The following is a 23,865-nucleotide window of genomic DNA, read 5'->3' on the forward strand; positions in this document are numbered from 1 at the left end:
AAGCTTACGCCCATCACCGCAGGTCCGCGATTTCCGACATGGCGACACGCCGGGTCAGTGCGCGAGGAGCACGCGATCGAGCACCTCGCCGAGCGCCTCCGGCGCACTGAGCGGCAGGACGGCCGCGACGTACTGATCCGGTCGCACGACGACGACCGCGCCGTCGGCTCCGATGCCGCGTTCGGCGAAGATGTCGTGCCCGCCCCCGGTGGCGTAGACCTTCTCGTAGTCGATGAGGCCGAAGGGTCCGCTCCGGGGCAGGAAGATCTGCGGGACGCGCGTGACGTCGATCTCGTGATGCTCCTGCGGGTACACCGCTTTCACGTCGACGAGGGCGTCGAGATCGGCGCCCTCCGGCGTGCAGCGTCGCACCGGCGACGCGTCGTCCTCGTCGACCCAGGCCGCCCACCGCTCCATCGCGGTTCCCGCGGCATCCGCGAAGGCGTACACCCGGTACCGGCCGTCGGCGCGGTGATGGTGGCCGAGGTGGATCGAGACGGCGTCGGCGACCCGCACCGTCGGTGCCGACTTGAACCGCTTCCCCACCGGGAAGCCCGTCGCCAACTCCTGATGCGCGGCGTCGCCCGTGATCATCGACGGCGTGTACTCCGTCATGAATCCCGCGGGGAACTCTGCGGTGGCGACGTAGAAGTCTTCGAGCTCGGAGGGCGAGCTGAACTCTTCGGGGCGCTTCGCCATCATCGTCGACCATTCCCGGTCGAAGTCGATGAGGTTCCGCGCCACCACCTGACGCTCGTCGGAATACGTCCGCAGCAGCGACTCCGCGCTGCGGCCTTCGAGCACGTACCCGAGTTTCCATGCGAGGTTCCACCCGTCCTGCATCGACACGTTCATGCCCTGTCCGGCTTTGGCGCTGTGCGTGTGGCAGGCGTCGCCGAGCAGGAAGACACGCGGGGTACCGTCCGGGGAGGTCTCGGCGTCGTCGAAGCGATCGGTGAGCCGATGCGCGACCTCGTACACGCTGTGCCACGCGACGTGCTTCACGTCGAGCGTGTAGGGGTGCAGGATCGCCTGAGCCCGAGCGATGATCGCCTCGAGCGGGGTGTCGCGCACGCGTCCGCCGTCCGTCTCATCGACCTCGCCGAGATCCACGTACATGCGGAACAGATGGTTTCCTTCGCGCGGGATGTGCAGGATATTGCCGCCGTCGTGGGATTGGATCGCGCACTTCTTCCGGATGTCGGGGAAGTCGGTGACGGCCAGGGTGTCCATGACCCCCCACGCGTGGAACGCCTGGTCCCCGGCCAGGGTGCCCCCGATGGCACGGCGCACCCCGGAACGCGCGCCATCCGCGCCGACCACGTACTTGGCGCGCACCGTGACATCGGTGCCCGCCTCAGGCCCCGAGGTGCGGCGGAGCGTGACCCGCACGCGGTACTCCCCCGACTCCTCGACGACGAGATCGACGAACTCGTACCCGTAGTCGATGTCGCCGCGGGCGGGCGAACGCCTGGCGTACTCCGCGAAGTAGTCGATCACGCGTGCCTGATTCACGATGAGGTGCGGGAACTCGCTGATCCCCGCCGGGTCGTCGGGCGCGATCGCGGTGCGGGTGATGCGGCCAGGCTCATCCACGCTCGGCTTCCAGAACGCCATCTCGGTGATCTGATAGGCCTCCTGGATGATCTGCTGCGCGAACCCGAACGCCTGGAACGTCTCCACGCTGCGCGCCTGGATCCCGTCCGCCTGACCGATGGCGAGCCGTTCGGGGCGGCGCTCGACGATGCGGGTCACGACTCCGGGGAACTGCGCGAGCTGTGCCGCTGCAACGATACCTGCCGGGCCCGAACCGACGATGAGCACGTCGATCTCGCTCGGCAGCTCGTCGGGCCGATCGAGGCCGACGCCGGCGGCCGGCGCGATCCGAGGATCGGTGGACACGTACCCGTGGTGGTGAAACTGCACTGCATCTCCCTTGTTGCATGTTCACTATTTGAATTCTATATTCGAATAGTGCGCACTCAGACTATGCGGTGCGCCCCGAACTGACAAGTGCCCCGTACTGACAAGCACCCCGTACTGACGAGCAGCCGGGGCGCCTGACGCAGCGGCGCGACAACCGGAGAAGGACCACAACGATGACGAGCACATCATCCGCACCCGCGAACGCCGGCGGCTCGCAGACGCTGTCGCGCGGGCTGCGCGCCATCGAGATCCTCGCCGACGCACCCGGACCGCTCTCCATCGATGCCCTCGCCCGCGCCCTCGAGGTCCATCGCTCGAGCGCGTACCGCTTGCTCCGCGCGCTCGAGGAGCACCGGTTCGCCGTGCGCGATGCGGGCGGACTGATTCGACTGGGACCGAAACTGACCGCGCTCGCTCGCGGTGTCGCCCCCTCGCTCACCACCGCAGCCCAGCACCCGCTCGCCGAACTCGCCGAGACCGTCGGCATGACCGCATTCATCACCGTGCTCGACGCGGACGAGGTGATCACGCTCGGTTCAGCGGAGCCCGCGAGCGTGCCCGCGACGATCTCGCGCAGCCCGGGGGTGCGGCACCCGATCGGACGAGGCGCCCCGGGCCACGCGATCGAGGCCGCCCTGCCGCGTGACGAGCACGTGCGGCTCTTCGGCACCGCCGAACTCGGTGCCGCGGCCGCTGAAGCGCAGCGCACCGGATACGCCATCACCCGGAGCGAGGTGATCGACGGAGTCGTGGCGATCGCGGTCCCCCTCACCATCGCCGGGGAACCCCCCGCGGCCGTCGCCGTCGTCCACTTCAGCACCCCGGAGGACGTGCCTGCGGTCGCCGAGCAGGTGCGGCGCACCGCGGATCGCATCGCGCAGAACTACCGCTGACGCTCCCCGCGTCTCAGCTCGCCGCGAGCCCCGAGACGAGGCGCGCGAACGCCGTGCGGGCACGATCCTGATCCAACTGACCCGCGGCGACCCCGATCGCGGCCTCGCGCAGCGCCCCGATGAGCATCGCGGCGACGAGCCCCGAATCGGTGTCCGCGGGAACCGCTCCGGCATCCCGGGCAGTGTCGAGCGCGTCGCGGATCAACATGGCACTCGCCCCGGAGCCGATGCCCTGCTCCGGTCGGCCGTGCACGATCGCGGGACCCGACACATGGTAGAAACGACCGAGGTGCGCGTCCGCGGCGAGCGCGAAGAGCGGTTCGGCGTGGGCGGCGATGCGCTCCGACCAGGTCTCCGCGTCATCCGCTGCGGCGCGCGTGCGGTCCGCCACTCTGCTGCCGAGTTCCGCGTATGCGGCGCGCAGGAGTTCGTCCCGGCCCTCGGGGAAGTGCGCGTAGATGGTGCCGCGTGCGACGCCGGCGGTCTCGGCGACGCGGTCGATCGTGGTGAGCTCGACGCCCCCATCGGCGATCACGTCGAGCGCTGCTGCGGCAATCTCGCGGCGTGTGCGTTCGCGGCGGCGTTGCCGGAGCGTGGGCGGGCCGTCGTTGTCGATCGTGGTCACATCGTCAGTCTAGGACCTGCACGCACCCGAAGTAGACCATGAGTGCAGATACTGGACTCTGAGTATAGTTTTCGACCGACTCCCGTGTTAGCGTGTGCCCCGATCCCTCCGCGCATCGCCGCCCGACCCGAGAGGAGCGCCATGGTCACCGCTGATCCGAGCGCCGCAGTCATCCGCCTCGTCCGTGAGGCGCTGCCGCGCTTCGGCTTCGCCGCAGACCCGCAGCTGAGCCTGCTGAAGCAGCGCGAGAACTCGGTCTTCGCCTTCACCGCGGACGGCCGCAGGTATGTCGCCCGCGTGCACCGCCGCGGATACCACTCCGATGCCGAGCTCGCGTGCGAGGTGGCGTTCGTGCGCGCACTGCGGGATGCGGGAGTGGCCGTGCCCGACTTCCTCGCCGCGAACGATGGACGCGGATTCGCAGTGGTCGGCAGCGACCACCGTGATGAGCCCCATCAGGTCGACGTGCAGCGATTCCTCGACAATCACGGCACCTTCGGCAGCGAGGAGACCGGCGTCGATGGAACGGCGCGCATCGACCCCGCCGACTTCGCCGACCTCGGACGACTCGTCGCGCAGGCGCACGATGCCACGGTGCGCTGCGGATACCGTATGGCGGTACCCCGCGCCGACTGGGACACCGAGGGTCTCGTGGGAGCCTCACCGGCCTGGGGCGACCCGCTGCGGATCGCCGAGCTCACGGGTCGGGGTCGGGACGACATCGTCGCGGCGCTCCCCCGCCTGCGCGAACAGCTCGAGGCGTACGGAACACCCGACGACAGATTCGGGCCGATCCACGCCGATCTCACGCCCGAGAACGTTCTGCGCACCGACCACGGGCTCGTGCTCATCGACTTCGACGACTTCGCAGCGGGGTGGCACCTCTTCGACCTCGCGACGGCTCTCCACTTCTACGCACCGCATCCGCGGTTCGCCGAGTACCGGGACGCGCTGTTCGCCGGGTACGCCTCGGTGCGCCCGCTCGACGACCGCGACTACGCCGTGTTCCCCGCGATGCTCCTCGCCCGCAGTCTCACATACCTGGGGTGGGCGGCCGACCGTCGCGGCGAACCGACCGCCGAGTGGCTCGTCTCCGACGTACTGCCCCACACCGTTCGCCTCGCGCGCGCCGTGAACACCGCGTCCACCACCCCGACCTCCTCAGGAGCACGCGCATGACCGCCCACACCGATCTCATCGCCCGCCGCAACGCGACCATCGGACCGTACTCTCCGCTCTTCTACGCCGAGCCGTTGCACTTCGTGTCCGCTCGGGGCGTCTGGCTGACCGAGGCGAACGGCGAACGCTACCTCGACGGCTACAACAACGTGCCGCACGTGGGTCACGCCAACGAACGGGTCGTCGCCGCGCTCTGCGCACAGGCGGGCACGCTCAACATCCACACCCGCTACCTCAACGAACGGGTGATCGATTACTCCGAGCGCCTGCTCGCGACCTTCGCCCCCGAACTCGACCGTGTGCTCTACGGCAACTCCGGCTCCGAGGCCAACGAGCTCGCACTGCGCATTTCCCGGCAGCTGACCGGCTCCACCGGCGTCATCGTCTCCGACTACAGCTACCACGGAACGACGATCGCGCTCGCCGAACTCACCACCGGGCTCAGAACGCGCGAACCGCTCGGCGCGCACGTGCGCTCCATACGGATCCCCGATCTCGATGCCGACCCTCGGCCCGAAGCCGACGTGCTGAGTGAGACGCTCGCGGACATCGATGCGGCGATCGTCTCACTGCACGACGCGGGCTACGGCGTCGCGGCGAGTCTCTTCGACCCGCTCTTCTCCACGGAGGGCATGCCGCGCGTTCCTTCCGGGCTCCTCGCAGGAATCGCCGACCGTGTGCGCGCGGCGGGAGGACTCGTGATCGCCGATGAGGTGCAGAGCGGATTCGGGCGCACCGGCACGCACATGTGGGGACACGAATACGCGGGTATGCGGCCCGACATCGTCACCCTGGGCAAGCCGATGGGCAACGGGCACCCGATGTCCGGCGTCGTGACGAGCGAGGCGGTGCTCGACGCCTTCGGGTCGCGCAACGAGTTCTTCAACACGTTCGCCGGCAATCCGGTCTCCGCGGCCGTCGGCGAAGCCGTGCTGCTCGAGATGGAGGAGCACGACCTCATGGCGCGCGCACGCTCCCTGGGCGAGACCGCGCGGGCGCGCTTCGACGCGTTCGTCGAGCAGTACGATGTCGTCCGCTCGGCGAAGAGCGCCGGCATGTTCCTCGGACTCGACTTCGCGATCGATGGGGTTCCTGATCCTGTTGCTGCGCGGCGCGTGGTCGAGGAGATGAAACGGCGCAACGTGCTCATCTCCCGGATCGGACGCGACGAGAGCGTGCTCAAGGTGCGCCCCCCGCTCGCCTTCGGCCCCGATGAACTGCCGATCCTGCTGGATGCGCTCGCCGCATCGCTGGACGCGGCAACGGTGCCGCCCGGGCACTGACCCGGTTCGAGCGGCTATCCTCGGGTCAGATGCTGCATCAACGTCGTTGCATCATGAAGAGAGGGAGACGACATGCCCACTGCCGATCAGCGGAATGTGTCTCGGGACGACGCACGCCCGACCCGTGTCGACAGCATCGGCGCGTTCCGCCGCATGGTCTCGAACGCGTTCGTTCCCCTGGAGATCAGCTCAGACCATCATGGTCCGTTCATGGCGCGGCTGACCTCGGCGGACGCCGAGGACGTCGTCTTCACCGAGGTGACCGCCCGGCCGCACCTCGTGGAGCGGACGACCGAGACCATCGCGAGCGGGGGCAGCGGCTACTACAAGGTGAGCTTGCTGCTCTCCGGGAGCAGCATCCTCGTGCAGGACGGGAAAGAGCTCATCATGCGTCCCGGCGACCTCTCCGTCTACGACACCTCCCGACCCTATTCCTTGCTCTTCGGCGAGGACTTCCGGAACCTCATCATGATGTTCCCGAAGGATCGACTCGAGCTGCCCGGCGCCTTCACCGATCAACTGACCGCGGTGTCGCTCAGTCAGGAGCACCAGGGCATCGCCCCGGTGCTCACGGCGTTCCTGTCGCAGTTCCCGAGTCAGCTCACCCACCTCACCCGACCGGTCCGCGCCAAACTCGGCCACACGAGTCTCGACCTCATGGGCACGCTGTTCTCGAGCATCCTCGATGCGACGCCCGGGCAGCGCGACCCGCATCAGGTCCTGCTGCAGAAGATCACCGGCTACATCGATCAGCACCTCGCGTCGCCCGACCTGTCGCCCGGCACCATCGCCGCCGTGCACTACATCTCGACCCGGCATCTGCACGCGCTGTTCCAACGCGGTGACACCACGGTGTCGCGATGGATCCGCGAGCGCCGACTCGAGCGCTGCCGCGCCGACCTCGTCGATCCCGTGCTGCACGAGCGCACGGTCGCGGCGATCGGCGCCAGGTGGGGTTTCACGGATGCCGCGCACTTCAGTCGCGTCTTCAAGTCGGCCTACGGCGTCTCCCCGAGCGATCTGCGGCACGGCTGACTCACATCCCCGCGTGCGCGAACGCGAGCGTCGGCAGGTCGACGATGTGCGCGCCTCCGTCGGCGACGAGCACGGCTCCCGTCATGTACGACGACTGACGTGAACCGAGGAAGCGGGCGATCGCCGCGATCTCCTCGGGATCCGCCGGCCGTCCGAGCGGCACGTCCGCCGTCACGGCCGCGTACCCGTCATCCGGGCTCTCGATACCGGGCGCGTGGCGCGCGAACTCCGCCATCTCTGCGTCGGCCATCGGCGTGCGGACCCACCCGGGGCAAATGGCGTTCACCCGCACCCCGCGACGACCGTAGTCGCGCGCGAGACTCTTCGTGAGGCCGATGAGGGCGTGCTTACCGACGGTGTACCCCGCAACCGAGGGGCCGGCGAACAGGCCGGCGAGCGACGAGACGATCACGATCTCGCCGCCGCCGTGGGCCGCGAGCGACGGCAGCGCCTCCCGTGCCATGACGAACGCCGTGGAGAGGTTCACCGTCATCGCGGCCTGCCAGTCGTCATCGGAGGTCTCCCCCACGGCCGAAAAGCCGTGCCCGCCGGCATTCGCCACGAGCACGTCGAGCCGTTCGTGCCGCGCGAGGATCGTCTCGATCGCCGCGCGGGCCGACGCCGTATCGGACGCGTCTGCGACAACAGCGTCACCCCCGATCCGATCCGCAACCTCTTCGAGCGGGGCCAACCGGCGACCGAGCACGATCACGGTCGCGCCGTCATCCGCGAACCGTTCGGCGATCGCGGCGCCGATCCCCGTGCCGCCACCGGTGACCGCGACGACACGTCCCCGCACTGACTCGTCCCTCGCGACCATGATCCGCCTCTCGCTCCGCATCGGGTGGCCTCATCGCCCACCGTGACGCCAGTCTGCGCGCTGCACGACCCGTACCGGTCGATCCACTCGCTGACGTCATAGTCGCCTGCCCCCATGGTCAAGCCCGGCGGGGACATAATCGCTGCAACACCCGGTTCACCCCCGGTCGGCAAAGGAGCCCTCCATGTCAGAATCCCACGTCAACACCGCCCTGCGGAAGAACGCGCTCGGCGTCGCCGGCATCGTGTTCCTCGTGCTCGCCGCAGTCGCGCCGCTCACCGGCACCATCGTGGTCGCCGGACTCGCCATCGCGCTGGGCAACGGCGGCGGCACGCCCATGTCCTTCCTCATCGTCGCCGTCATCCTGCTGCTGTTCGCCGTCGGCTACGCGCAGATGTCGAAGCAGCTCGTCAACGCCGGCGGCTTCTACGCCTTCGTCGTGAAGGGCCTCGGTCGTCCCGGCGGACTCGTCGCCGGACTCATCGCCACCCTCGGCTACAACTTCTTCGTCGTGGGCACGATCGGCACGAGCGGCTTCTTCATGCAGATCGTCATCGCCGACCTCACGGGTGTGAACCTGCACTGGGCCGTATGGGGACTCGCGTCCATCGTCGTGTCGTTCCTCATGGGCCGACGCGGGATCGACTTCAGCTCGAAGATCCTCGGCGTCGCGCTCGTGCTCGAGGTGCTGATGCTCGTGGTCTTCAACATCTCGGTCCTGGTACAGACCGGATATGACGTCGCGGCTTTCTCACCGTCGGCCGTCTTCGCCGGATCGCTTCCCATCGGCCTCCTGCTCGCTGCAACCGGTTTCCTCGGGTTCGAAGCCACCGCGCTCTTCGGCGAGGAGGCGCGCGATCCGCAGCGCACCATCCCACGCGCGACCTACGCCGCCATCATCCTCATCGGGGTGATTCTCGCGTGGACCACCTGGTCGGTCGTCAGCGCCACCGGCGTCGCTCAGGCTCAGGACGAAGCACTCGCGCACCTCGAAGGCGGGGACCTCATCTTCGCGCTGGCGCAGCAGTATCTCGGGGGCCCCGCGGTGATCGTCATGCAGCTGCTCCTGCTCGTCAGCCTGTTCGCGGCGATGCTCGCGTTCCACAACGCCGCGACGCGCTACCTGTTCGCCCTCGGTCGGGCGCGGATCCTGCCCTCAGCTCTCGCGCGCACCCGTGAGAACGGCGCACCGCAGCTCGCGGGCGTCATCCAGGCAGGATTCGCGGCAGTGGTCGCCCTGCTGTTCGCGCTCGCGGGCGTCGATCCGATCTCGACGCTCGTTCCGGCGATGCTCGGGTTCGGTACGCTGAGTCTCATCGTGCTGCAGGGACTCGCCGCGCTCTCGGTGGTCGTCGCGTTCCGCAGGCAACGCGATCCTCGCATCATGTCGACGCTCGTCGCACCCGGCATCGGCTTCCTCGGGCTCCTCTGCATCGCGGTGCTCGCATTCGCCAACTTCGACATCGTGGCCGGTTCCGAGGCGCTGGCGGTCAATCTGCTGCCCCTGCTCCTGCTCGTCGCCCTCGTCGGCGGATTGATCTACGCCGCGTACCTGCGCGCCCGTCGTCCGGACGTGTACGCCAGTCTGTCGAACGATCTCGAGCGCTTCAGCGTCGACACCCCCGAACGGAGCCACCGATGACGCACCCCGACCTCATCCTGACCGGCGGAACCGTGTACACCGCGGATTCGGCGCACCCCTCCGCTGCCGCCATCGCGGTCACGGCCGGCCGCATCTCCGCGCTCGGGAGCAGTGCCGAACTCGCCCGCCTCGCCGGTGTTGACACGGAGATCAGAGATCTCGGTGGGGCATTCGTCATGCCCGGCCTGATCGATGCGCACACCCACCACGCGATCGCCGGCGAAGAAGACCTCTTCCACGTGCCCCTGCCGATCAATGCGAACCTGGACGGAATCGTGCGGGCGGTCCGCGAGCACGCGGCGGACCTTCCGGAAGACGCGTGGATCGTCGGCGGGCCCTGGGCGAGCGATCGGCTGGGCGAACTCAGCACCGCCGACGCCCTCGCCCAGTTGGATGAGGCCGCCGGCGGACGCCCCGTGATGCTCACCGACGACTCGCACCACAATCGTTGGGTGAGTTCGCGCGCCCTCGAGGTCGCCGACATCACCGCGGGTGACGGCGTGGCCGTCGACGCCGATGGCCGTCCGACCGGAGTGCTCTTCGAGGCCGCGGGGATCCCCGTCGCCCGCGCGCATCGCGCCGCCGGGGCGCTGACCCCCGAACAGGATCGCCTCGCTTCCCGGCGCGGCATCGAGATGCTGCACTCGTTCGGCATCACCGCCTTCCAGGACGCCGCCGTCTCGACCCCCACCCTCGAGGCGCTCCGGTCGCTCGACGCCGACGGCGACCTCCCCGCGTGGGTCATGTCGTCGATGCTCATCAACGACGAGATATTCGGTTACACCCCCATCGGCGAAGAACTCGTCTTCGACGGCGAGCGCTTCCGCACCGAGCATCACCGCCCCGACTTCGTGAAGATCTTCCTCGATGGCATCCCGCCCACCCGCACCGGAGCGTTCATCGAACCGTACCTGCCGGACGACGTGCACGGCGCCCATCACCACGGCGACACCCTGCTGCCGCACGACGCGCTCACCGACTGGTTGCGTCGCATCGCCGGGCACGGCCTGTCGGCGAAGATCCACTGCACCGGCGACGCGTCGGTGCACGCGGTGCTGAATGCGACCGAGACGCTCCGCGGCGAGGGGTTCACCGAGGCGCGCATCCACATCGCTCACGGACAGTTCGTCGATCCGGACGACATTCCCCGTTTCGCGAAACTCGACGTCGTCGCAGAGATCTCGCCCTTCATCTGGGTGCCCGGACCGATCGTCGAAGCGATCCGCGCGGTCCTGCCGCCCGACCGGGCCGACCGCATGCACCCGAACCGCGACCTCCTCGACGCGGGGGCGATCATCGCGGGCGGGTCCGACTGGCCGGTGTCCGTCTCCCCGAACGCCTGGGAAGGGATCCACGGCCTCGTCACGCGCGCCGACCCCAGTGGTCAGTTCCCCGGCGTGCTCTGGCCCGAACAGGCGATGACCCTCGATGAAGCGATCACTGCCTTCACGATCGGTGCAGCCACGGCGCTCGGTCTCGAGCAGGAGACCGGGTCGCTCACCATCGGCAAGTCGGCCGACTTCATCCTGCTCGATCGCGATCCCTTCGCCCACCCCGCCGACGCCCTCGCGTCCACCACGGTCACCGAAACCTGGTTCGCCGGGCGACGCGTGTACCTCCGCGAGTAGCGGGGCGGGGCGGGCCCGCCGGCCGCCGCCGCGTGCGCCCGTGCGCCCGGCCCGCCCCGCCGGCCCGCACGCCGAGATCCCCCGAACGCTGGCTTCGCGTCCCTTGAAGCCAGCGAAACTGCGCTCTCGGCGAGATGGCGGGCGCGGGACGGGACGGGACGGACGCGGAGCGGCGGGGGCCCGGCACGGCGGGGACTCGGCACGGCGGAGGCCCGGCACGGGGCGCTGCGGGGCACCGCGCAGGGCCCCCCGCCTCAGATGCCGCGGTCGGGGGTGAGGATCCCGGAGGGGTCGAGCGCGTGCTTGATGGCGCGCTGCACGTCGATCGCCGTCTGGTCGAGTTGCCACGCGAGCTCGTGCCGTTTCACGGAGCCGATGCCGTGCTCGCCGGTGACGGTGCCGTGCAAGGAGAGCGCGAGGCGGGTGATGTCGTCGATCACGGTTTCCGCTGCCGCGTACTCGTCGGCTGACTCCCCGGCTTCGACGGTGCAGTGCAGGTTGCCGTCGCCGGCGTGCGCCACCGTCGACACGCGTCGGCCGTGATCGCGGGCCACGGCCTCGACTCCCAGGAACATCTCGGCGAGCGCCGCGATCGGCACCCCGACGTCACAGGAGACGCGCAGGCCCCGCGCGTTGAGCGCGGGGTTGGAGAGCCGACGTGCTTCGAGCAGCGTATCGGTCTCGGAAATCTCCGATGCGACGCTTCCGTGCGCCGCGCACACCTCGAGAATCGCGGCCGCGTCCGCTTCGGCGCGCGGCCCCACCGTCTGCCCGACGAGGATCGCCGCATCGCCGACGGGCAGCCCGCTCGGATGGAACGACTCGATGATCTCGACGCTCAACGCGTCGAGCAACTCCAGTACTTCGGGTTTCGCGGGTCCTGACACGATGGCGGCGACGGCAGCCCCGGCGTCCTCGATCTTCGCGAAGCTCGCACGGAATGTGCGCGGCGCCCCCTCGGGCACGGGCTTCAAACGCACGGTGGCGCGTGTGATGACTCCGAGGGTGCCCTCGGATCCGGTGAAGAGGCTCGTGAGGTCGAGCCCGGTCACGTCTTTGATCGTGCGACCGCCGGTGCGCATGATGCGACCGTCGGCGAGCACGATCTCGAGACCGGCCACAGAGTCGGTGGTGACGCCGTGGGCGACGCAGCGCAGACCGCCCGCGTTCGTGGCGATGTTGCCGCCGACGGTGGAGATTCTCGCGCTCGCGGGATCGGGCGGGAAGAACAGTCCGTGCTCCTGCGCGGCGCGATCGAGGTCGGCTGTGATCACGCCGGCTTCGACTTCGGCAAGACGGTTCGCGGGGTCGATCGTGATGATCTGGTTCATGCCTGCGAGCGAAATGACGAGGCCGCCCGGGTACCCGACCGCTCCACCGGCGAGTCCGGTGCCCGCTCCGCGCACGGAGACGCGCACCCCCTGCGCGGACGCCCAGGCGAGCGCTGCCGACACGTCCTCGGTGGACGCCGCGAGTACCACCGCGATCGGCTCGCCCTCGGGCGCCGCACGGGAGGTGTCGCGCGCATAGGGAGCGATCGCCTCCGGGTCGGTGAGCACGGCGGCTCCCAGCCGCTCGCTCAGGTCATCGAGCGCGGTCGATCCCATGGAACCCCTTCCGTTGCGGACGAGTATAGGGGCTTCCTGCGACGGACCGAATACCGCTGGTCAATTCCAGAAAAATCATATACGATCTCAGATACGTATTCATCGAGGAGACGGAGGGCACGTGCTCACCGAAGCGCAGATCGAGACCATCGCCGATGAGCTGGTCCGAGCCGATCGCGAACGGACGGTCCTGCCGCGCCTGACGCAGCGGTACCCCGACATGACGATCGACGACTCGTACGCGATCCAGAAGCTCTGGTCCGATCGTCGGATCGCGAACGGCGCGCGCCTCGTCGGTCACAAGATCGGACTCACCTCGAAAGTCATGCAGGTCGCGACGGGCATCACCGAGCCGGACTACGGCGTGATCCACGATGACATGGTGGTCGAATCGGGAACAGCGCTCGAATTCGACCGCTTCTCGAACGTGCGCATCGAGGTCGAGCTCGCGTTCGTCCTGGCGCATCCGCTCGCGGGCCCCGGCGTCACCATCTTCGATGTCCTGAACGCGACGGACTACGTCGTTCCCGCGCTCGAGGTGCTGAACTCGCACCTCGAGATGGAGGGGCGCACCATCGTCGACACCATCAGCGACAACGCCGCCATGGGTGCCATGGTCATCGGAGGGCGTCCGGTGAGACCGGACGCAGTGGACCTGCGGTGGGCATCGGCGCTCCTCTCCCGGAACGAGACGATCGAGGAGTCGGGTGTCGCGGGCGCCGTACTCGGCCACCCGGCGATGGGCGTCGCCTGGCTCGCGAACAAGCTCGCCCAGCACGGGCAGTCGCTCGACGCCGGCGAGATCATCCTCGCCGGCTCCTTCACCCGGCCGATGTGGGTCGAGCGCGGCGACACTATCCACGCCGACTACGGAACGTTGGGAGCGGTGTCATGCCGGTTCGTCTGACCCTCCCCGACCCCTTCGTGACCCGGATCCGCGCCGCCGATCGCCCCCTGGCCGGACTGTGGGTCTGCTCGGGCAGCCCGGTCGCCGCAGAGATCGTCGCCGGCAGCGGCATCGACTGGGTGCTCCTGGACGCGGAACACTCCCCCAACGGTCTCGAGTCGATCCTCGCCCAGTTGCACGCCATGTCGGCGTATCCCGTAGCCCCGGTGGTCAGGCCGCCGTTCGGAGACCCGGTCACCATCAAGCAGGTGCTCGACCTCGGAGCGCAGAACCTCCTCATCCCGATGGTCGACTCTGCCGAGCACGCCGCAGAGATCGTGCGCGCCGTCCGCTACCCGGGCGGGGCGCGCGGTGGGGTGCGCGGCGTCGGCTCGGCGCTCGCGCGCTCAGCGCGCTGGAACCGGGTCGACGGCTACCTCGGCCGCGCCGATGACACCATCAGTCTGACGGTGCAGATCGAGTCAGCGGCGGCGGTTGCGAACGTGGAGCGCATCGTCGCCGTCGACGGCGTCGACGCCATCTTCGTGGGCCCGTCGGATCTCGCCGCGTCCATGGGTCACCTCGGCGAGCAGGGACACCCCGACGTGGTCGAGGCGGTGCTGACCGCGATCCGAGCGGCGAACGCCGCGGACGTTCCCGTCGGGGTCAACGCCTTCGTCCCCGAGGACGCCGAGCGGTACCTCGATGCCGGCGCGGATTTCGTCGCGGTGGGTGCCGATGTCGCGATCCTCGCCAGGCAGACCGAGGCGCTCGCCGACCGCTTTACGGCACCGCGCAGTGCCGCATCGGGTGACGCGCCTCCGAACGCGGACACTGCCCCGCGCTCGTCCTACTGATCCCGACCCCCGCACTGCACCACGACCGCGAAGGAATCGCAGACATGACCATCGGCATCGAGACGCCAGGCAAGATCATCGCCGTGCACCTGAACTACCCGTCGCGCGCCGCGCAGCGCGGCCGCACTCCGGCACAACCGTCGTATTTCTTCAAGCCGGCGTCGTCGCTCGCACCGACCGGCAGCACCATCGAGCGTCCCGCCGGGACTGAACTGCTCGCGTTCGAAGGCGAGATCGCGATCGTCATCGGTGCTCCGGCGAAGCGGGTCTCCCCCGAAGACGGGTGGGCGCACGTCGCCCGGGTGACCGCAGCGAACGACTTCGGTCTCTACGATTTGCGGGCCGCCGACAAGGGTTCGAATGTGCGGAACAAGGGCGGAGACGGGTACACCCCGATCGGTCCGGTCGCGATCCCGACCGATGGCATCGGCGAGGACGCGTGGCGGGTGCGCACGTGGGTCAACGGTGAGCTCGTCCAGGACGACACCTCCGACACCCTGCTCTTCCCCTTCGGTCGCCTGGTCGCCGACCTCTCCCAGCACCTGACGCTCGAGACCGGGGATGTGATCCTCACGGGCACGCCGGCCGGATCATCCGTGGTGCTCCCGGGCGACGTCGTCGAGGTGGAAGTGGATGCGCCGGATGCGCCGGGGTCCCCCACCACCGGCCGATTGGTCACGACCGTCACGCAGGGCGAAACCCCCTTCGGGGACTTCGGCGCGAAGCCCAACGTCGACGACCTGCAGCGGATCGAGGCGTGGGGCAGCGAGGCCGAGCACGCGAACGCGGTCGCCGCGGGCCGGGCGACTCCGCTCGAGGGCGCACCGGACGGCCCGCTGAGCACGGAGATCCGCGAACAGCTCTCGGGCGTCGCGGTGGCGACGGTGTCGGCGGCGCTGCGCAAGCGCGGCTACGTCGACATCTTCATCGACGGCGTCCACCCGAACCATGAGGACGATCGGATTCTGGGCACCGCGAAGACGCTGCGCTTCATTCCCTTCCGCCCGGATCTCTTCCAGTCCTACGGCGGCGGGTTCAACGCCCAGAAGCGCGCCTTCGACACGGTGAATCCCGGCGAGATCCTCGTCGTGGAGGCACGCGGCGTCCGCGACACCGGCACGGTCGGCGACGTGCTCGCGCTCCGCGCCCAGGTGCGGGGTGCCGCGGGCATCGTCACCGACGGCGGTGTCCGCGACTTCGCCGCGGTGCAGGAGTTCGACATTCCCGTCTTCTCCCAGGGCGCCCACCCGAGCGTGCTCGGCCGTCGACACGTGCCGTGGGAGACGGACGTCACGATCGGCTGCGGAGGTGCGGCCGTGCAGCCGGGCGACATCATCTTCGGCGACCACGACGGCGTCATCGTGATCCCGCCTCATCTGCTGGCCGAGGTCGCCGCCGAGGCCGCTGCGCAGGAGCGCGCGGACGCCTGGATCGCCGAGCAGGTCGCGCAGGGCGCGCCGGTCGACGGCCTTTTCCCGATGAACGCCGAGTGGCGCGCGCGATACGAGGCCGAGACAACCGCAGAGCCGGATACGAGTGCGACACCGTGACCGCCGAATCGAAATCGCAGCGGGCATACCGGGTGCTGCGCGAACGTATCGACGCCGGCACGGTCGTCCCCGGTTTTCGTCTCGTGCTCGCAACCATCGCCGCAGAGCTCGACATGTCGGTCGTGCCGGTCCGCGAGGCCATTCGGAGACTCGAAGCCGAAGGGCTCGTCACGTTCGAGCGCAACGTGGGCGCCCAGGTGGCGCTCATCCATGAGACCGAGTACCAGTACACGATGCAGACCCTCGCCCTCGTGGAGGGGTCGGCCACCGCCCTCGCGGCGCCGAGCATCACCCCCGAGCAGATCGCGCGCGCGCGGGCGATCAACCACACGATGCGGCAGACGCTCACCGATTTCGAGCCGCACCGCTTCACGGAGCTGAACCTCGAGTTCCACAGCGTGCTGTTCGAGTCCTGCCCGAACCCGCACATCCTCGACCTCGTGCACCGCGGCTGGAATCGGATGCGCGTGCTGCGCGATTCCTCGTTCAGCTTCGTGCCCGGCCGCGCGCACGACTCAGTCGATGAGCACGAGCGGATCCTCAAGCTCATCGAGGCCGGCGCTCCGGCGATCGAGATCGAGCTCTGCGCCCGCGCGCATCGCACGGCGACACTCGACGCCGTGCTCGAGCGGCAGGCGTCAGCGCACGAGACGCAGACGTCCACTCACGACACGCAGACGCCACCCGGCTCGCTCGAGCCGCACCAGCAGACCCGCGGCATCGACGCCGCCTGACCGCATCAGCATTCGCATTCGCATCCACGAGGGAGCATCATCATGACCCAGCACACGCCCGCAGGGCTGCCAGAGAAGATCCAGCACTTCATCGACGGCGCGCTCGTCGACTCGATCGGGGGTGAGACCTTCGACGTGCTGAACCCCGTGACGAACGAGACCTACATTCAGGCAGCCGCCGGTCAGCACGCCGATATCGACGCCGCGGTGGCCGCCGCGAAGCGCGCCTTCGACGAGGGCCCGTGGCCGAAGATGCTGCCGCGCGAGCGATCGCGCGTGCTGCACAGAATCGCCGACATCGTCGAGTCCCGCGACGCCCAGCTCGCCGAGCTGGAGAGCTTCGATTCCGGCCTCCCGATCACGCAGGCGAAGGGCCAGGCACGTCGTGCGGCCGAGAACTTCCGCTTCTTCGCCGACCTCATCGTCGCGCAGCACGACGATGCCTTCCAGGTTCCCGGCCGCCAGATGAACTATGTCAACCGGAAGCCGATCGGTGTCGCCGGCCTCATCACGCCGTGGAACACCCCGTTCATGCTCGAGTCGTGGAAGCTCGGTCCGGCTCTCGCGACCGGCAATACGGTCGTGCTGAAGCCGGCGGAGTTCACGCCGCTGTCGGCGTCGCTCTGGGCAGAGATCTTCCGGGCGGCCGGGGTGCCTGACGGCGTCTTCAACCTCGTTAACGGACTCGGCGAGGCGGCTGGCGACGCACTCGTGAAGCACCCGGACGTTCCCCTCATCTCGTTCACCGGAGAAAGCAGCACCGGGCAGCTGATCTTCGCGAACGCGGCGCCGCATCTCAAGGGCCTCTCGATGGAGCTGGGCGGCAAGAGCCCCGCCGTCGTCTTCGCCGACGCCGACCTCGACTCCGCCATCGACGCGACGGTCTTCGGCGTCTTCAGCCTGAACGGCGAGCGCTGCACGGCGGGCAGCAGGATCCTCGTACAGCGCGACATCTACGACGAGTTCGTGGAGCGCTACGCGGAGCGCGCCAAGAACGTTGTTGTCGGCGAGCCGTCCGACCCGGCCACCGAGGTCGGTGCGCTCGTGCACCCCGAGCACTACGACAAGGTGATGAGCTACGTCGAGATCGGCAAGCAGGAGGGGCGCCTCGTCGCGGGCGGCGGGCGACCCGAGGGGTTCGAGCGCGGCAACTACGTCGCACCGACCGTCTTCGCCGATGTCTCCCCCGACGCCCGCATCTTTCAGGAGGAGATCTTCGGGCCCGTCGTCGCGATCACTCCTTTCGATACCGATGAGGACGCGCTCGCGCTCGCCAACCACACCAAGTACGGCTTGGCCGCCTACATCTGGACCTCCGACCTCAAACGCGCGCACAACTTCTCCCAGTCGGTCGAGGCCGGCATGGTGTGGCTCAACTCGAACAACGTGCGCGACCTGCGGACCCCGTTCGGCGGGGTGAAGGCGTCGGGACTCGGGCACGAGGGCGGCTACCGCTCGATCGACTTCTACACCGACCAGCAGGCGGTCCACATCACGCTCAACGAAGCGCACTCGCCGAAGTTCGGCGCCGGGAAGTAGAGGAGCGATCATGACCAAGCTCAATGACGCCGACAAGCAGTCCGCAGGGTTCTGGGTGACACAGGAGGCCCCGATCGTATCGGAGAACCCGATCCCGAAGGCGACGTCGCCCGCTCCCGACATCCTCCGGTGCGCCTACATGGAGCTCATCGTCACCGATCTCGCCGCCTCGCGCGAGTTCTACGTCGACGTGCTCGGGCTGTACGTGACGATGGAGGACGACACGGCGATCTACCTCCGCTCGACCGAGGAGTTCATCCATCACAACCTGATCCTCCGAAAAGGACCGGTCGCAGCGGTGGCGGCCTTTTCGTACCGGGTGCGCAGCCCCGAGGATCTCGACCTCGCGGTCGCGTTCTACGAGGAGCTCGGGTGCGAGGTGCGCCGCAACCCCGACGGCTTCGTGGCGGGCATCGGCGACTCGGTGCGCGTGGTGGATCCGCTCGGGTTCCCGTATGAGTTCTTCTATCAGACCGAGCACACCGAGCGCATGTCGTGGCGCTACGACCTCCACATTCCCGGCGAACTCGTGCGGCTCGACCACTTCAACCAGATCACCCCAGACGTGCCGCGCGCGGTGGGGTTCATGCAGAACCTCGGCTTCCGCGTGACGGAGGACATCCAGGATCACGAGGGCACGGTCTACGCCGCCTGGATGCGACGCAAGCCGACGGTGCACGACACCGCGATGACCGGTGGCGACGGGCCGCGCATGCACCACGTCTGCTTCGCCACGCACGAGAAGCACAACATCCTCGCGATCTGCGACAAGCTCGGCTCGCTGCGCAGGTCGGACAGTATCGAGCGCGGTCCCGGCAGGCACGGCGTCTCGAACGCGTTCTACCTCTACCTCCGCGACCCCGACGGGCACCGCGTCGAGATCTACACGCAGGACTACTACACCGGCGACCCCGACAACCCGGTCGTCACGTGGGACGTGCACGACAACCAGCGCCGCGACTGGTGGGGCAATCCCGTCGTCCCGTCGTGGTACACCGACGGCTCGCTCGTGCTCGACCTGGACGGGAACCCGCAACCCGTCGTCGCCCGCACCGACGACTCGGAGATGGAGGTCACGATCGGTGCGGACGGGTTCTCCTACACCCGGACCGACGGTGAGGAGCAGGGCTTCAAGCTCGGCAACACCTTGTAGGGGCGACCAGCGGCGTCGGGTCCGGTGCGAACATCGGACCCGACGCCGCTACGCGACCTCGAACACGTCGACCTGCACGCGATCCGGGAAGCGCTGACCCGCTCCGACGAAGACCCGATCCTCGACCCACGACCACGCCCCGCTGCCGATGAGACGGGGAACGCATCGGAAGTAGACGCGTTCCGGGGGCACTGGAAGACCCGCGGCGATCCGCTCGACGTCGGCCGGACTGGCCGTGCGTACGCCGACGTTCTCGACGATGAGGACCTCGTCGTCCTCGGTCCGGATCGCGTACTTCGCGAGCAGGTCGGTGGCCGTCTCGGATCGGATGACTTGGAAGTCCGCGCCTGCCGGCAGGATCTCGCCGCGGATCCGCGGCCCCTCGACCGTGCCGCCGGTGATGTGGATGATGCGGTGGCGCTCCGACCCGATGGTCCCCGTTTCGACGGGAGCGTCCACTCGGATCGTGAGTCGTGCGAAGAACCGCAGCTCCGGCGGCTCAGGCGGTTCCGGTCGGGGTGGATCCTTCGGCATCGATGCTCCTTCGCACGTCACGGCTGGTTCGCCCGTTCGGGGTCACCCTACACTGAAGGCGTGGCGTCGGAGTCGGGAGGCACTGCGGAGGACCGCCCGACCGGCACCCTGCACTCAAGGGCGGCCTTAGCGCCCCTGAACCACATCCGCGATTCGAGGAGGAATCATGTCAGATCGCCGCACCGGGCTGGACCCCGAACGTTGGAACGGACGGCTGTTCACCGATGGCTGGACCACCGGATCCGCAGGCACGACCGACGTACATGAGCCCGCCACCGGGAACGTCCTCGGCCAGGTCGCCCTCGCGAACGAAGAGGACGTCCTGACGGCAGCGCGGCGCAGCGCCGTCGCACAGCGCGAATGGGCCGCGCAGAAACCGGAAGTCCGCGCCGCCGTGCTGCGCCGGGCCGGCGCGTTCTTCGGCGATCACGAGGCCGAGTTGGCTGAGTGGATCCAGCGGGAGACCGGCGCCATCGCTCCGAAGGCCGGACTCGAGCTGCACGTCGCGGCGAACGAGTGCTTCGATGCCGCCGCGCTTCCCCATCACCGTCACGGCGACGTGCTCGCGTCGGACGGCGACCACTGGTCGTTCGCGCGACGGCTGCCCGCGGGCGTCGTCGGGGTGATCTCCCCGTTCAACTTCCCGCTCATCCTCTCGATCCGCTCCGTCGCGCCCGCGCTGGCGCTCGGCAACAGCGTGGTCCTCAAACCGGACCCCCGGACCCCGGTCTCGGGCGGGTACCTCATCGCGCGCGCGTTCGAGGAAGCCGGCCTGCCCGCCGGAGTGCTGCAGGTGCTGCCGGGCGGCGCCGATGCGGGAGCCGCGCTGACCGAGGCACCGGAGATCGCCGTGGTCTCCTTCACCGGCTCCACCGCGGCGGGGCGCAAGGTCGGCGAAGCCTGCGGTCGCAACCTGAAGCGCGTCCACCTCGAACTCGGCGGCAACAACGCGCTGGTGGTGCTGCCCGGCGCCGATGTCGCGGCTGCGGCGTCCGCCGGCGCGTTCGGGTCGTTCCTCCACCAGGGTCAGATCTGCATGACTGCCGGTCGGCACCTGGTGCACGAGTCCATTCGGGACGAGTACGTTGCGGCGCTTCGCGAGAAGGCCGCGCAGCTGCCGGTCGGCGATCCCTGGGCCGACCAGGCACCGATCGGCCCGATCATCGACGCGGGCCAGCGCGACCATGTGGATCGCATCGTCCGCGACGCCGAACGGGCGGGCGCGACGATCGAGACCGGTGGCACGTCGGAGGGACTGTTCTACCGCCCGACGGTGCTCTCGAACGTCGCTGTCGACAATCCCGCGTGGTCCGAAGAGATCTTCGGCCCCGTCGCGCCCGTCATGTCGTTCTCGACCGTGGCGGAGGCCGCGGACATCGTGAACGCGAGCGACTACGGCCTCTCCGTCGGCATCCTCGGTGATGTCGGCACCGCGATGCAGCTCGCCGACCTCGTGCATTCGGGCAAGGTGCACATCAACGAGCAGACCGTCGCGGACGAGTCGAACGCGCCATTCGGCGGCGTCGGCGATTCGGGCAATGGATCGCGCTTCGGCGGCTACGACGCCAACATCGAGGCGTTCACCGAGACGCAGTGGCTGACGGTGCGCTCCGATATCGCGCCGTACCCCTTCTAGCCGCTGGGTCCGGGTGACAGTTGTCGACGCGACGGTTGCGATCGACGCTGCACTAGAGCTCCGACAGCCGCCAGTCGATCGGGCCCGCTCCGAGGTCGCGAAGCGCGGCGTTCGCGCGACTGAACGGACGCGAGCCGAAGAAGCCGCGCGACGCCGACAACGGCGACGGATGCGCGCTCTCGATGACGGGCGTGCTGCCGAGCAGCGGCTTCAGCGACCGCGCGTCGTTGCCCCAGAGGATCGCGACGAGCGGGCCGCCCCGCTCGACGAGCGCGCCGATCGCGTACGCCGTGAGCGCCTCCCATCCTTTTCCGCGATGGGAGGCGGAGGCACCGGCCCGGACAGTGAGCACGCGGTTGAGCAGCATGACGCCGTGGTCGGCCCAGCCCGAGAGATCGCCGTGGGTCGCGGGCGCGATGCCGAGGTCGGACTCCAGCTCGCGATACATGTTCTGCAGACTGCGCGGGATCGGGCGCACGTCGGGCGCGGTGGCGAACGACAGTCCGATCGGGTGTCCGGGGGTCGGGTACGGATCCTGACCGACGATCAGCACGCGCACGTCGGCGAGCGGTCGTTCGAAGGCGGCGAGAATGCGGTCGCCCGCGGGAAGCACCCGGTGGCCGGCCTCGCGCTCGGCATCGAGGAACCGTCCGAGCGCTCCGAGATCGTCCGCGACCGGCATCAACGCCTCCGCCCAGTCGGCGGCGATGACTCCCTGCCGCGCGAGATCCCAGGGCCCCAGCGCCCTCCCGGCCTCTGCCCCGTGTCCGTCGTCCACCGGTGTCCTCGCTCCTGCGTCGGGCGCCGCGGCGGGTACCCGCCGCGATCGATCCGATCCGAGTGTACTGAACGCTGCGCCAGAGACTCGCACACGGCAGAATGGTCGAGGATGCCTTCGGCATCGCTCGCCGCGCAGAGGGGGAAGCATGTTCAACGGTCACGTGTCGCACTGGTGGCAGCAGGTCGGGGCCCCGCAGCCGCGTCCCGAGCTTCCCGGTTCCCGCACCGCGGACGTCGCGATCGTAGGCGCCGGATACACCGGTCTCTGGACCGCCTACGCGCTGAAACAGCAGCGACCCGAGCTCTCGGTCGTGATCGTCGAGCAGCGACACGTCGGTTACGGGGCATCAGGACGCAACGGCGGATGGCTCACGAACGCGATCACCGGCGGCCGTGAGCAGTACGTCGCAGCGCACGGGCACGATGCCGTCGAACGATTTCAGGCGGCGATGAACGACACCGTCGATGAGGTCATCCGCGTGATCGATGCCGAGGGGATCGACGCGGACGTGCAGCGGGGCGGCGAGTTCACGGTGGCGTACACGCCGGCGCAGGAACGCCGTCTGCGCGCGTTCGCCGCCGCCGAGCAGCGCTGGCGGTCCACCGATCTGGAGGTGCTCGAGGCCGACGCCGCCCGGGCGAAGATCGATGTCGCCGCCACGCGAGCCGCGGTGTGGCACCCGCACGCCGCACGCATCCAGCCGGCGAAGCTGGCCGCAGGACTCGCGCGCGTGGTCGAAGAGCTCGGTGTCGACATCTACGAGCGGACTCGCGCCGTCGAGATCGCTCCGCACCGCGTGCGCACGACGCACGGAACCGTCTCGGCCGACTTCGTGGTGCGGGCGACGGAGGGGTTCACCGCGAACCTGCAGGGTCTGAAGCGGCTCTGGCTGCCCATGAACTCCTCGCTCATCGCGACCGAGCCGCTCTCGACCGAGGTCTGGGACGAACTGCACTGGAATCAGGGCGAGGTGCTCGGCGATATGGCGCACGTCTACATGTACGCCCAGCGGACGGCCGACGACCGGATCGCGATCGGCGGGCGCGGGGTGCCCTACCGGTACGGATCCCGCACCGACACCGACGGCCGCACGCCGGACATCACGGTGGAGACGCTCCGCCGCATCCTCCACCGGTTCTTCCCCGCGACCCGCGGAGCCGCAATCGACCACGTCTGGTCCGGTGTGCTCGGCGTGCCGCGCGACTGGTCGGCAACCGTCGGGCTCGACCGGGAGTCGGGCATCGCCTGGGGCGGCGGCTACGTCGGCACCGGCGTCACCTCCACCAACCTCGCCGGGCGCACGATCGCCGATCTGATCCTCGGCACCGAGAGCGACCTCGTCTCGCTGCCCTGGGTGAACCACCGCGTCCGCAAGTGGGAGCCGGAGCCGCTCAGGTGGCTCGCCACCCGCGGGCTCTACGCCGCATACGGGGTCGCCGACCGCGCCGAGGCCCGCGGCCGCGCCACGACCTCCCCCATCGCCACCGTCGCCGACGTGATCACCGGACGCCACTGAGCCGTGCTCGCACACGTTACGTTGCGAGTCTGCGACGATTG

Annotated in this window: 20 protein-coding genes; 14 read left to right on the top strand and 6 right to left on the bottom strand. The window is 69.2% G+C overall.

Annotation, left to right across the window (positions count from 1 at the left end):
* Positions 1 to 54: 54 nt before the first annotated feature.
* Entirely contained in the window at positions 55 to 1,926 is a 1,872-nt protein-coding gene (locus tag J4H85_RS10120) for an FAD-binding monooxygenase (protein WP_208239261.1), read from the bottom strand.
* Positions 1,927 to 2,099: 173 nt separating this feature from the next.
* Between J4H85_RS10120 and J4H85_RS10125 the strand changes: the two genes are divergently transcribed.
* Complete coding sequence (locus tag J4H85_RS10125; protein WP_208239263.1) at positions 2,100 to 2,819, top strand: IclR family transcriptional regulator; 720 nt, start codon at positions 2,100 to 2,102, stop codon at positions 2,817 to 2,819.
* Positions 2,820 to 2,832: 13 nt separating this feature from the next.
* Here J4H85_RS10125 and J4H85_RS10130 read toward each other — a convergent pair whose 3' ends face one another.
* The gene (locus J4H85_RS10130) at positions 2,833 to 3,444 is read right to left on the bottom strand and encodes a TetR/AcrR family transcriptional regulator (protein ID WP_307863599.1); all 612 of its coding nucleotides are present in this window, start codon (positions 3,442 to 3,444) and stop codon (positions 2,833 to 2,835) included.
* Positions 3,445 to 3,585: 141 nt separating this feature from the next.
* Between J4H85_RS10130 and J4H85_RS10135 the strand changes: the two genes are divergently transcribed.
* From J4H85_RS10135 to J4H85_RS10145, 3 genes are all read left to right on the top strand, one after another.
* Positions 3,586 to 4,623 (top strand): phosphotransferase enzyme family protein, encoded by a 1,038-nt coding sequence (locus tag J4H85_RS10135; protein ID WP_208239265.1) that lies wholly within the window; start codon positions 3,586 to 3,588, stop codon positions 4,621 to 4,623.
* Positions 4,620 to 5,906 (top strand): aspartate aminotransferase family protein, encoded by a 1,287-nt coding sequence (locus J4H85_RS10140; RefSeq protein WP_208239267.1) that lies wholly within the window; start codon positions 4,620 to 4,622, stop codon positions 5,904 to 5,906. Before J4H85_RS10135 ends, J4H85_RS10140 begins: the two co-directional genes overlap by 4 nt.
* Before the next feature lie 72 nt (positions 5,907 to 5,978).
* Positions 5,979 to 6,941: an AraC-like ligand-binding domain-containing protein gene (locus tag J4H85_RS10145; RefSeq protein ID WP_208239269.1), complete on the top strand. Its 963-nt coding sequence runs from the start codon at positions 5,979 to 5,981 to the stop codon at positions 6,939 to 6,941.
* A gap of 1 nt (position 6,942) precedes the next feature.
* On the opposite strand, the gene J4H85_RS10150 is transcribed toward J4H85_RS10145, so the two are convergent.
* The gene (locus tag J4H85_RS10150; RefSeq protein ID WP_208239271.1) at positions 6,943 to 7,761 is read right to left on the bottom strand and encodes an SDR family NAD(P)-dependent oxidoreductase; all 819 of its coding nucleotides are present in this window, start codon (positions 7,759 to 7,761) and stop codon (positions 6,943 to 6,945) included.
* Between the two features lie 184 nt (positions 7,762 to 7,945).
* On the opposite strand from J4H85_RS10150, the gene J4H85_RS10155 reads away from it, so the two are divergent.
* Positions 7,946 to 9,403: an APC family permease gene (locus tag J4H85_RS10155; protein WP_208239273.1), complete on the top strand. Its 1,458-nt coding sequence runs from the start codon at positions 7,946 to 7,948 to the stop codon at positions 9,401 to 9,403.
* Positions 9,400 to 11,031, top strand: a complete 1,632-nt coding sequence (locus J4H85_RS10160; RefSeq protein WP_208239275.1) for an amidohydrolase — start codon at positions 9,400 to 9,402, stop codon at positions 11,029 to 11,031. Before J4H85_RS10155 ends, J4H85_RS10160 begins: the two co-directional genes overlap by 4 nt.
* Before the next feature lie 254 nt (positions 11,032 to 11,285).
* Here J4H85_RS10160 and J4H85_RS10165 read toward each other — a convergent pair whose 3' ends face one another.
* On the bottom strand, positions 11,286 to 12,638 hold the full coding sequence (locus tag J4H85_RS10165; protein ID WP_208239277.1) for an FAD-binding oxidoreductase: 1,353 nt from the start codon (positions 12,636 to 12,638) through the stop codon (positions 11,286 to 11,288).
* 121 nt (positions 12,639 to 12,759) lie between these two features.
* Between J4H85_RS10165 and hpaH the strand changes: the two genes are divergently transcribed.
* From hpaH to hpaD, 6 genes are read left to right on the top strand one after another with little or no spacing between them, the layout of a single operon-like run.
* Entirely contained in the window at positions 12,760 to 13,545 is a 786-nt protein-coding gene (gene hpaH / locus J4H85_RS10170; protein ID WP_208239279.1) for a 2-oxo-hept-4-ene-1,7-dioate hydratase, read from the top strand.
* Positions 13,530 to 14,381: an HpcH/HpaI aldolase family protein gene (locus tag J4H85_RS10175; RefSeq protein WP_208239281.1), complete on the top strand. Its 852-nt coding sequence runs from the start codon at positions 13,530 to 13,532 to the stop codon at positions 14,379 to 14,381. The genes hpaH and J4H85_RS10175 overlap by 16 nt, the downstream gene beginning before the upstream one ends.
* Positions 14,382 to 14,425: 44 nt before the next feature.
* The gene (locus tag J4H85_RS10180) at positions 14,426 to 15,931 is read left to right on the top strand and encodes a fumarylacetoacetate hydrolase family protein (protein ID WP_208239283.1); all 1,506 of its coding nucleotides are present in this window, start codon (positions 14,426 to 14,428) and stop codon (positions 15,929 to 15,931) included.
* Positions 15,928 to 16,665, top strand: a complete 738-nt coding sequence (locus J4H85_RS10185; RefSeq protein WP_208239286.1) for a GntR family transcriptional regulator — start codon at positions 15,928 to 15,930, stop codon at positions 16,663 to 16,665. Before J4H85_RS10180 ends, J4H85_RS10185 begins: the two co-directional genes overlap by 4 nt.
* Positions 16,666 to 16,707: 42 nt before the next feature.
* Entirely contained in the window at positions 16,708 to 18,204 is a 1,497-nt protein-coding gene (hpaE, locus tag J4H85_RS10190) for a 5-carboxymethyl-2-hydroxymuconate semialdehyde dehydrogenase (RefSeq protein WP_208239288.1), read from the top strand.
* Positions 18,205 to 18,214: 10 nt separating this feature from the next.
* Positions 18,215 to 19,357 (top strand): 3,4-dihydroxyphenylacetate 2,3-dioxygenase, encoded by a 1,143-nt coding sequence (gene hpaD, locus J4H85_RS10195; protein ID WP_208239290.1) that lies wholly within the window; start codon positions 18,215 to 18,217, stop codon positions 19,355 to 19,357.
* A 48-nt stretch (positions 19,358 to 19,405) separates the two neighbouring features.
* On the opposite strand, the gene J4H85_RS10200 is transcribed toward hpaD, so the two are convergent.
* Positions 19,406 to 19,891 (bottom strand): DUF3237 family protein, encoded by a 486-nt coding sequence (locus tag J4H85_RS10200; protein ID WP_208239292.1) that lies wholly within the window; start codon positions 19,889 to 19,891, stop codon positions 19,406 to 19,408.
* A gap of 166 nt (positions 19,892 to 20,057) precedes the next feature.
* Here J4H85_RS10200 and J4H85_RS10205 point away from each other — a divergent pair, with 166 nt between their 5' ends.
* A complete protein-coding gene (locus tag J4H85_RS10205) occupies positions 20,058 to 21,527 on the top strand; it encodes a benzaldehyde dehydrogenase (RefSeq protein ID WP_208239293.1) in 1,470 nt (489 codons plus the stop codon).
* 52 nt (positions 21,528 to 21,579) lie between these two features.
* Here J4H85_RS10205 and J4H85_RS10210 read toward each other — a convergent pair whose 3' ends face one another.
* Positions 21,580 to 22,269, bottom strand: a complete 690-nt coding sequence (locus tag J4H85_RS10210; RefSeq protein ID WP_279592056.1) for a uracil-DNA glycosylase — start codon at positions 22,267 to 22,269, stop codon at positions 21,580 to 21,582.
* Positions 22,270 to 22,453: 184 nt separating this feature from the next.
* Here J4H85_RS10210 and J4H85_RS10215 point away from each other — a divergent pair, with 184 nt between their 5' ends.
* Positions 22,454 to 23,824, top strand: a complete 1,371-nt coding sequence (locus J4H85_RS10215; protein WP_208239297.1) for an NAD(P)/FAD-dependent oxidoreductase — start codon at positions 22,454 to 22,456, stop codon at positions 23,822 to 23,824.
* The last annotated feature ends 41 nt before the right edge of the window (positions 23,825 to 23,865 follow it).

This window comes from Leucobacter tardus (genome assembly GCF_017583045.1).
Lineage (GTDB): Bacteria > Actinomycetota > Actinomycetes > Actinomycetales > Microbacteriaceae > Leucobacter > Leucobacter tardus.

What these genes read in the sequence shown, in the direction of transcription:
- J4H85_RS10145 (WP_208239269.1), top strand. Translation starts at nt 5,979, where the DNA reads ATGCCCACTGCCGATCAGCGGAATGTGTCTCGGGACGACGCACGCCCG.
- J4H85_RS10160 (WP_208239275.1), top strand. Translation starts at nt 9,400, where the DNA reads ATGACGCACCCCGACCTCATCCTGACCGGCGGAACCGTGTACACCGCG.
- J4H85_RS10200 (WP_208239292.1), bottom strand. Translation starts at nt 19,891, where the DNA reads ATGCCGAAGGATCCACCCCGACCGGAACCGCCTGAGCCGCCGGAGCTG.
- J4H85_RS10125 (WP_208239263.1), top strand. Translation starts at nt 2,100, where the DNA reads ATGACGAGCACATCATCCGCACCCGCGAACGCCGGCGGCTCGCAGACG.
- J4H85_RS10165 (WP_208239277.1), bottom strand. Translation starts at nt 12,638, where the DNA reads ATGGGATCGACCGCGCTCGATGACCTGAGCGAGCGGCTGGGAGCCGCC.
- J4H85_RS10175 (WP_208239281.1), top strand. Translation starts at nt 13,530, where the DNA reads ATGCCGGTTCGTCTGACCCTCCCCGACCCCTTCGTGACCCGGATCCGC.
- hpaE (WP_208239288.1), top strand. Translation starts at nt 16,708, where the DNA reads ATGACCCAGCACACGCCCGCAGGGCTGCCAGAGAAGATCCAGCACTTC.
- J4H85_RS10150 (WP_208239271.1), bottom strand. Translation starts at nt 7,761, where the DNA reads ATGGTCGCGAGGGACGAGTCAGTGCGGGGACGTGTCGTCGCGGTCACC.
- hpaD (WP_208239290.1), top strand. Translation starts at nt 18,215, where the DNA reads ATGACCAAGCTCAATGACGCCGACAAGCAGTCCGCAGGGTTCTGGGTG.
- J4H85_RS10205 (WP_208239293.1), top strand. Translation starts at nt 20,058, where the DNA reads ATGTCAGATCGCCGCACCGGGCTGGACCCCGAACGTTGGAACGGACGG.
- J4H85_RS10155 (WP_208239273.1), top strand. Translation starts at nt 7,946, where the DNA reads ATGTCAGAATCCCACGTCAACACCGCCCTGCGGAAGAACGCGCTCGGC.
- J4H85_RS10180 (WP_208239283.1), top strand. Translation starts at nt 14,426, where the DNA reads ATGACCATCGGCATCGAGACGCCAGGCAAGATCATCGCCGTGCACCTG.
- J4H85_RS10215 (WP_208239297.1), top strand. Translation starts at nt 22,454, where the DNA reads ATGTTCAACGGTCACGTGTCGCACTGGTGGCAGCAGGTCGGGGCCCCG.
- J4H85_RS10140 (WP_208239267.1), top strand. Translation starts at nt 4,620, where the DNA reads ATGACCGCCCACACCGATCTCATCGCCCGCCGCAACGCGACCATCGGA.
- J4H85_RS10135 (WP_208239265.1), top strand. Translation starts at nt 3,586, where the DNA reads ATGGTCACCGCTGATCCGAGCGCCGCAGTCATCCGCCTCGTCCGTGAG.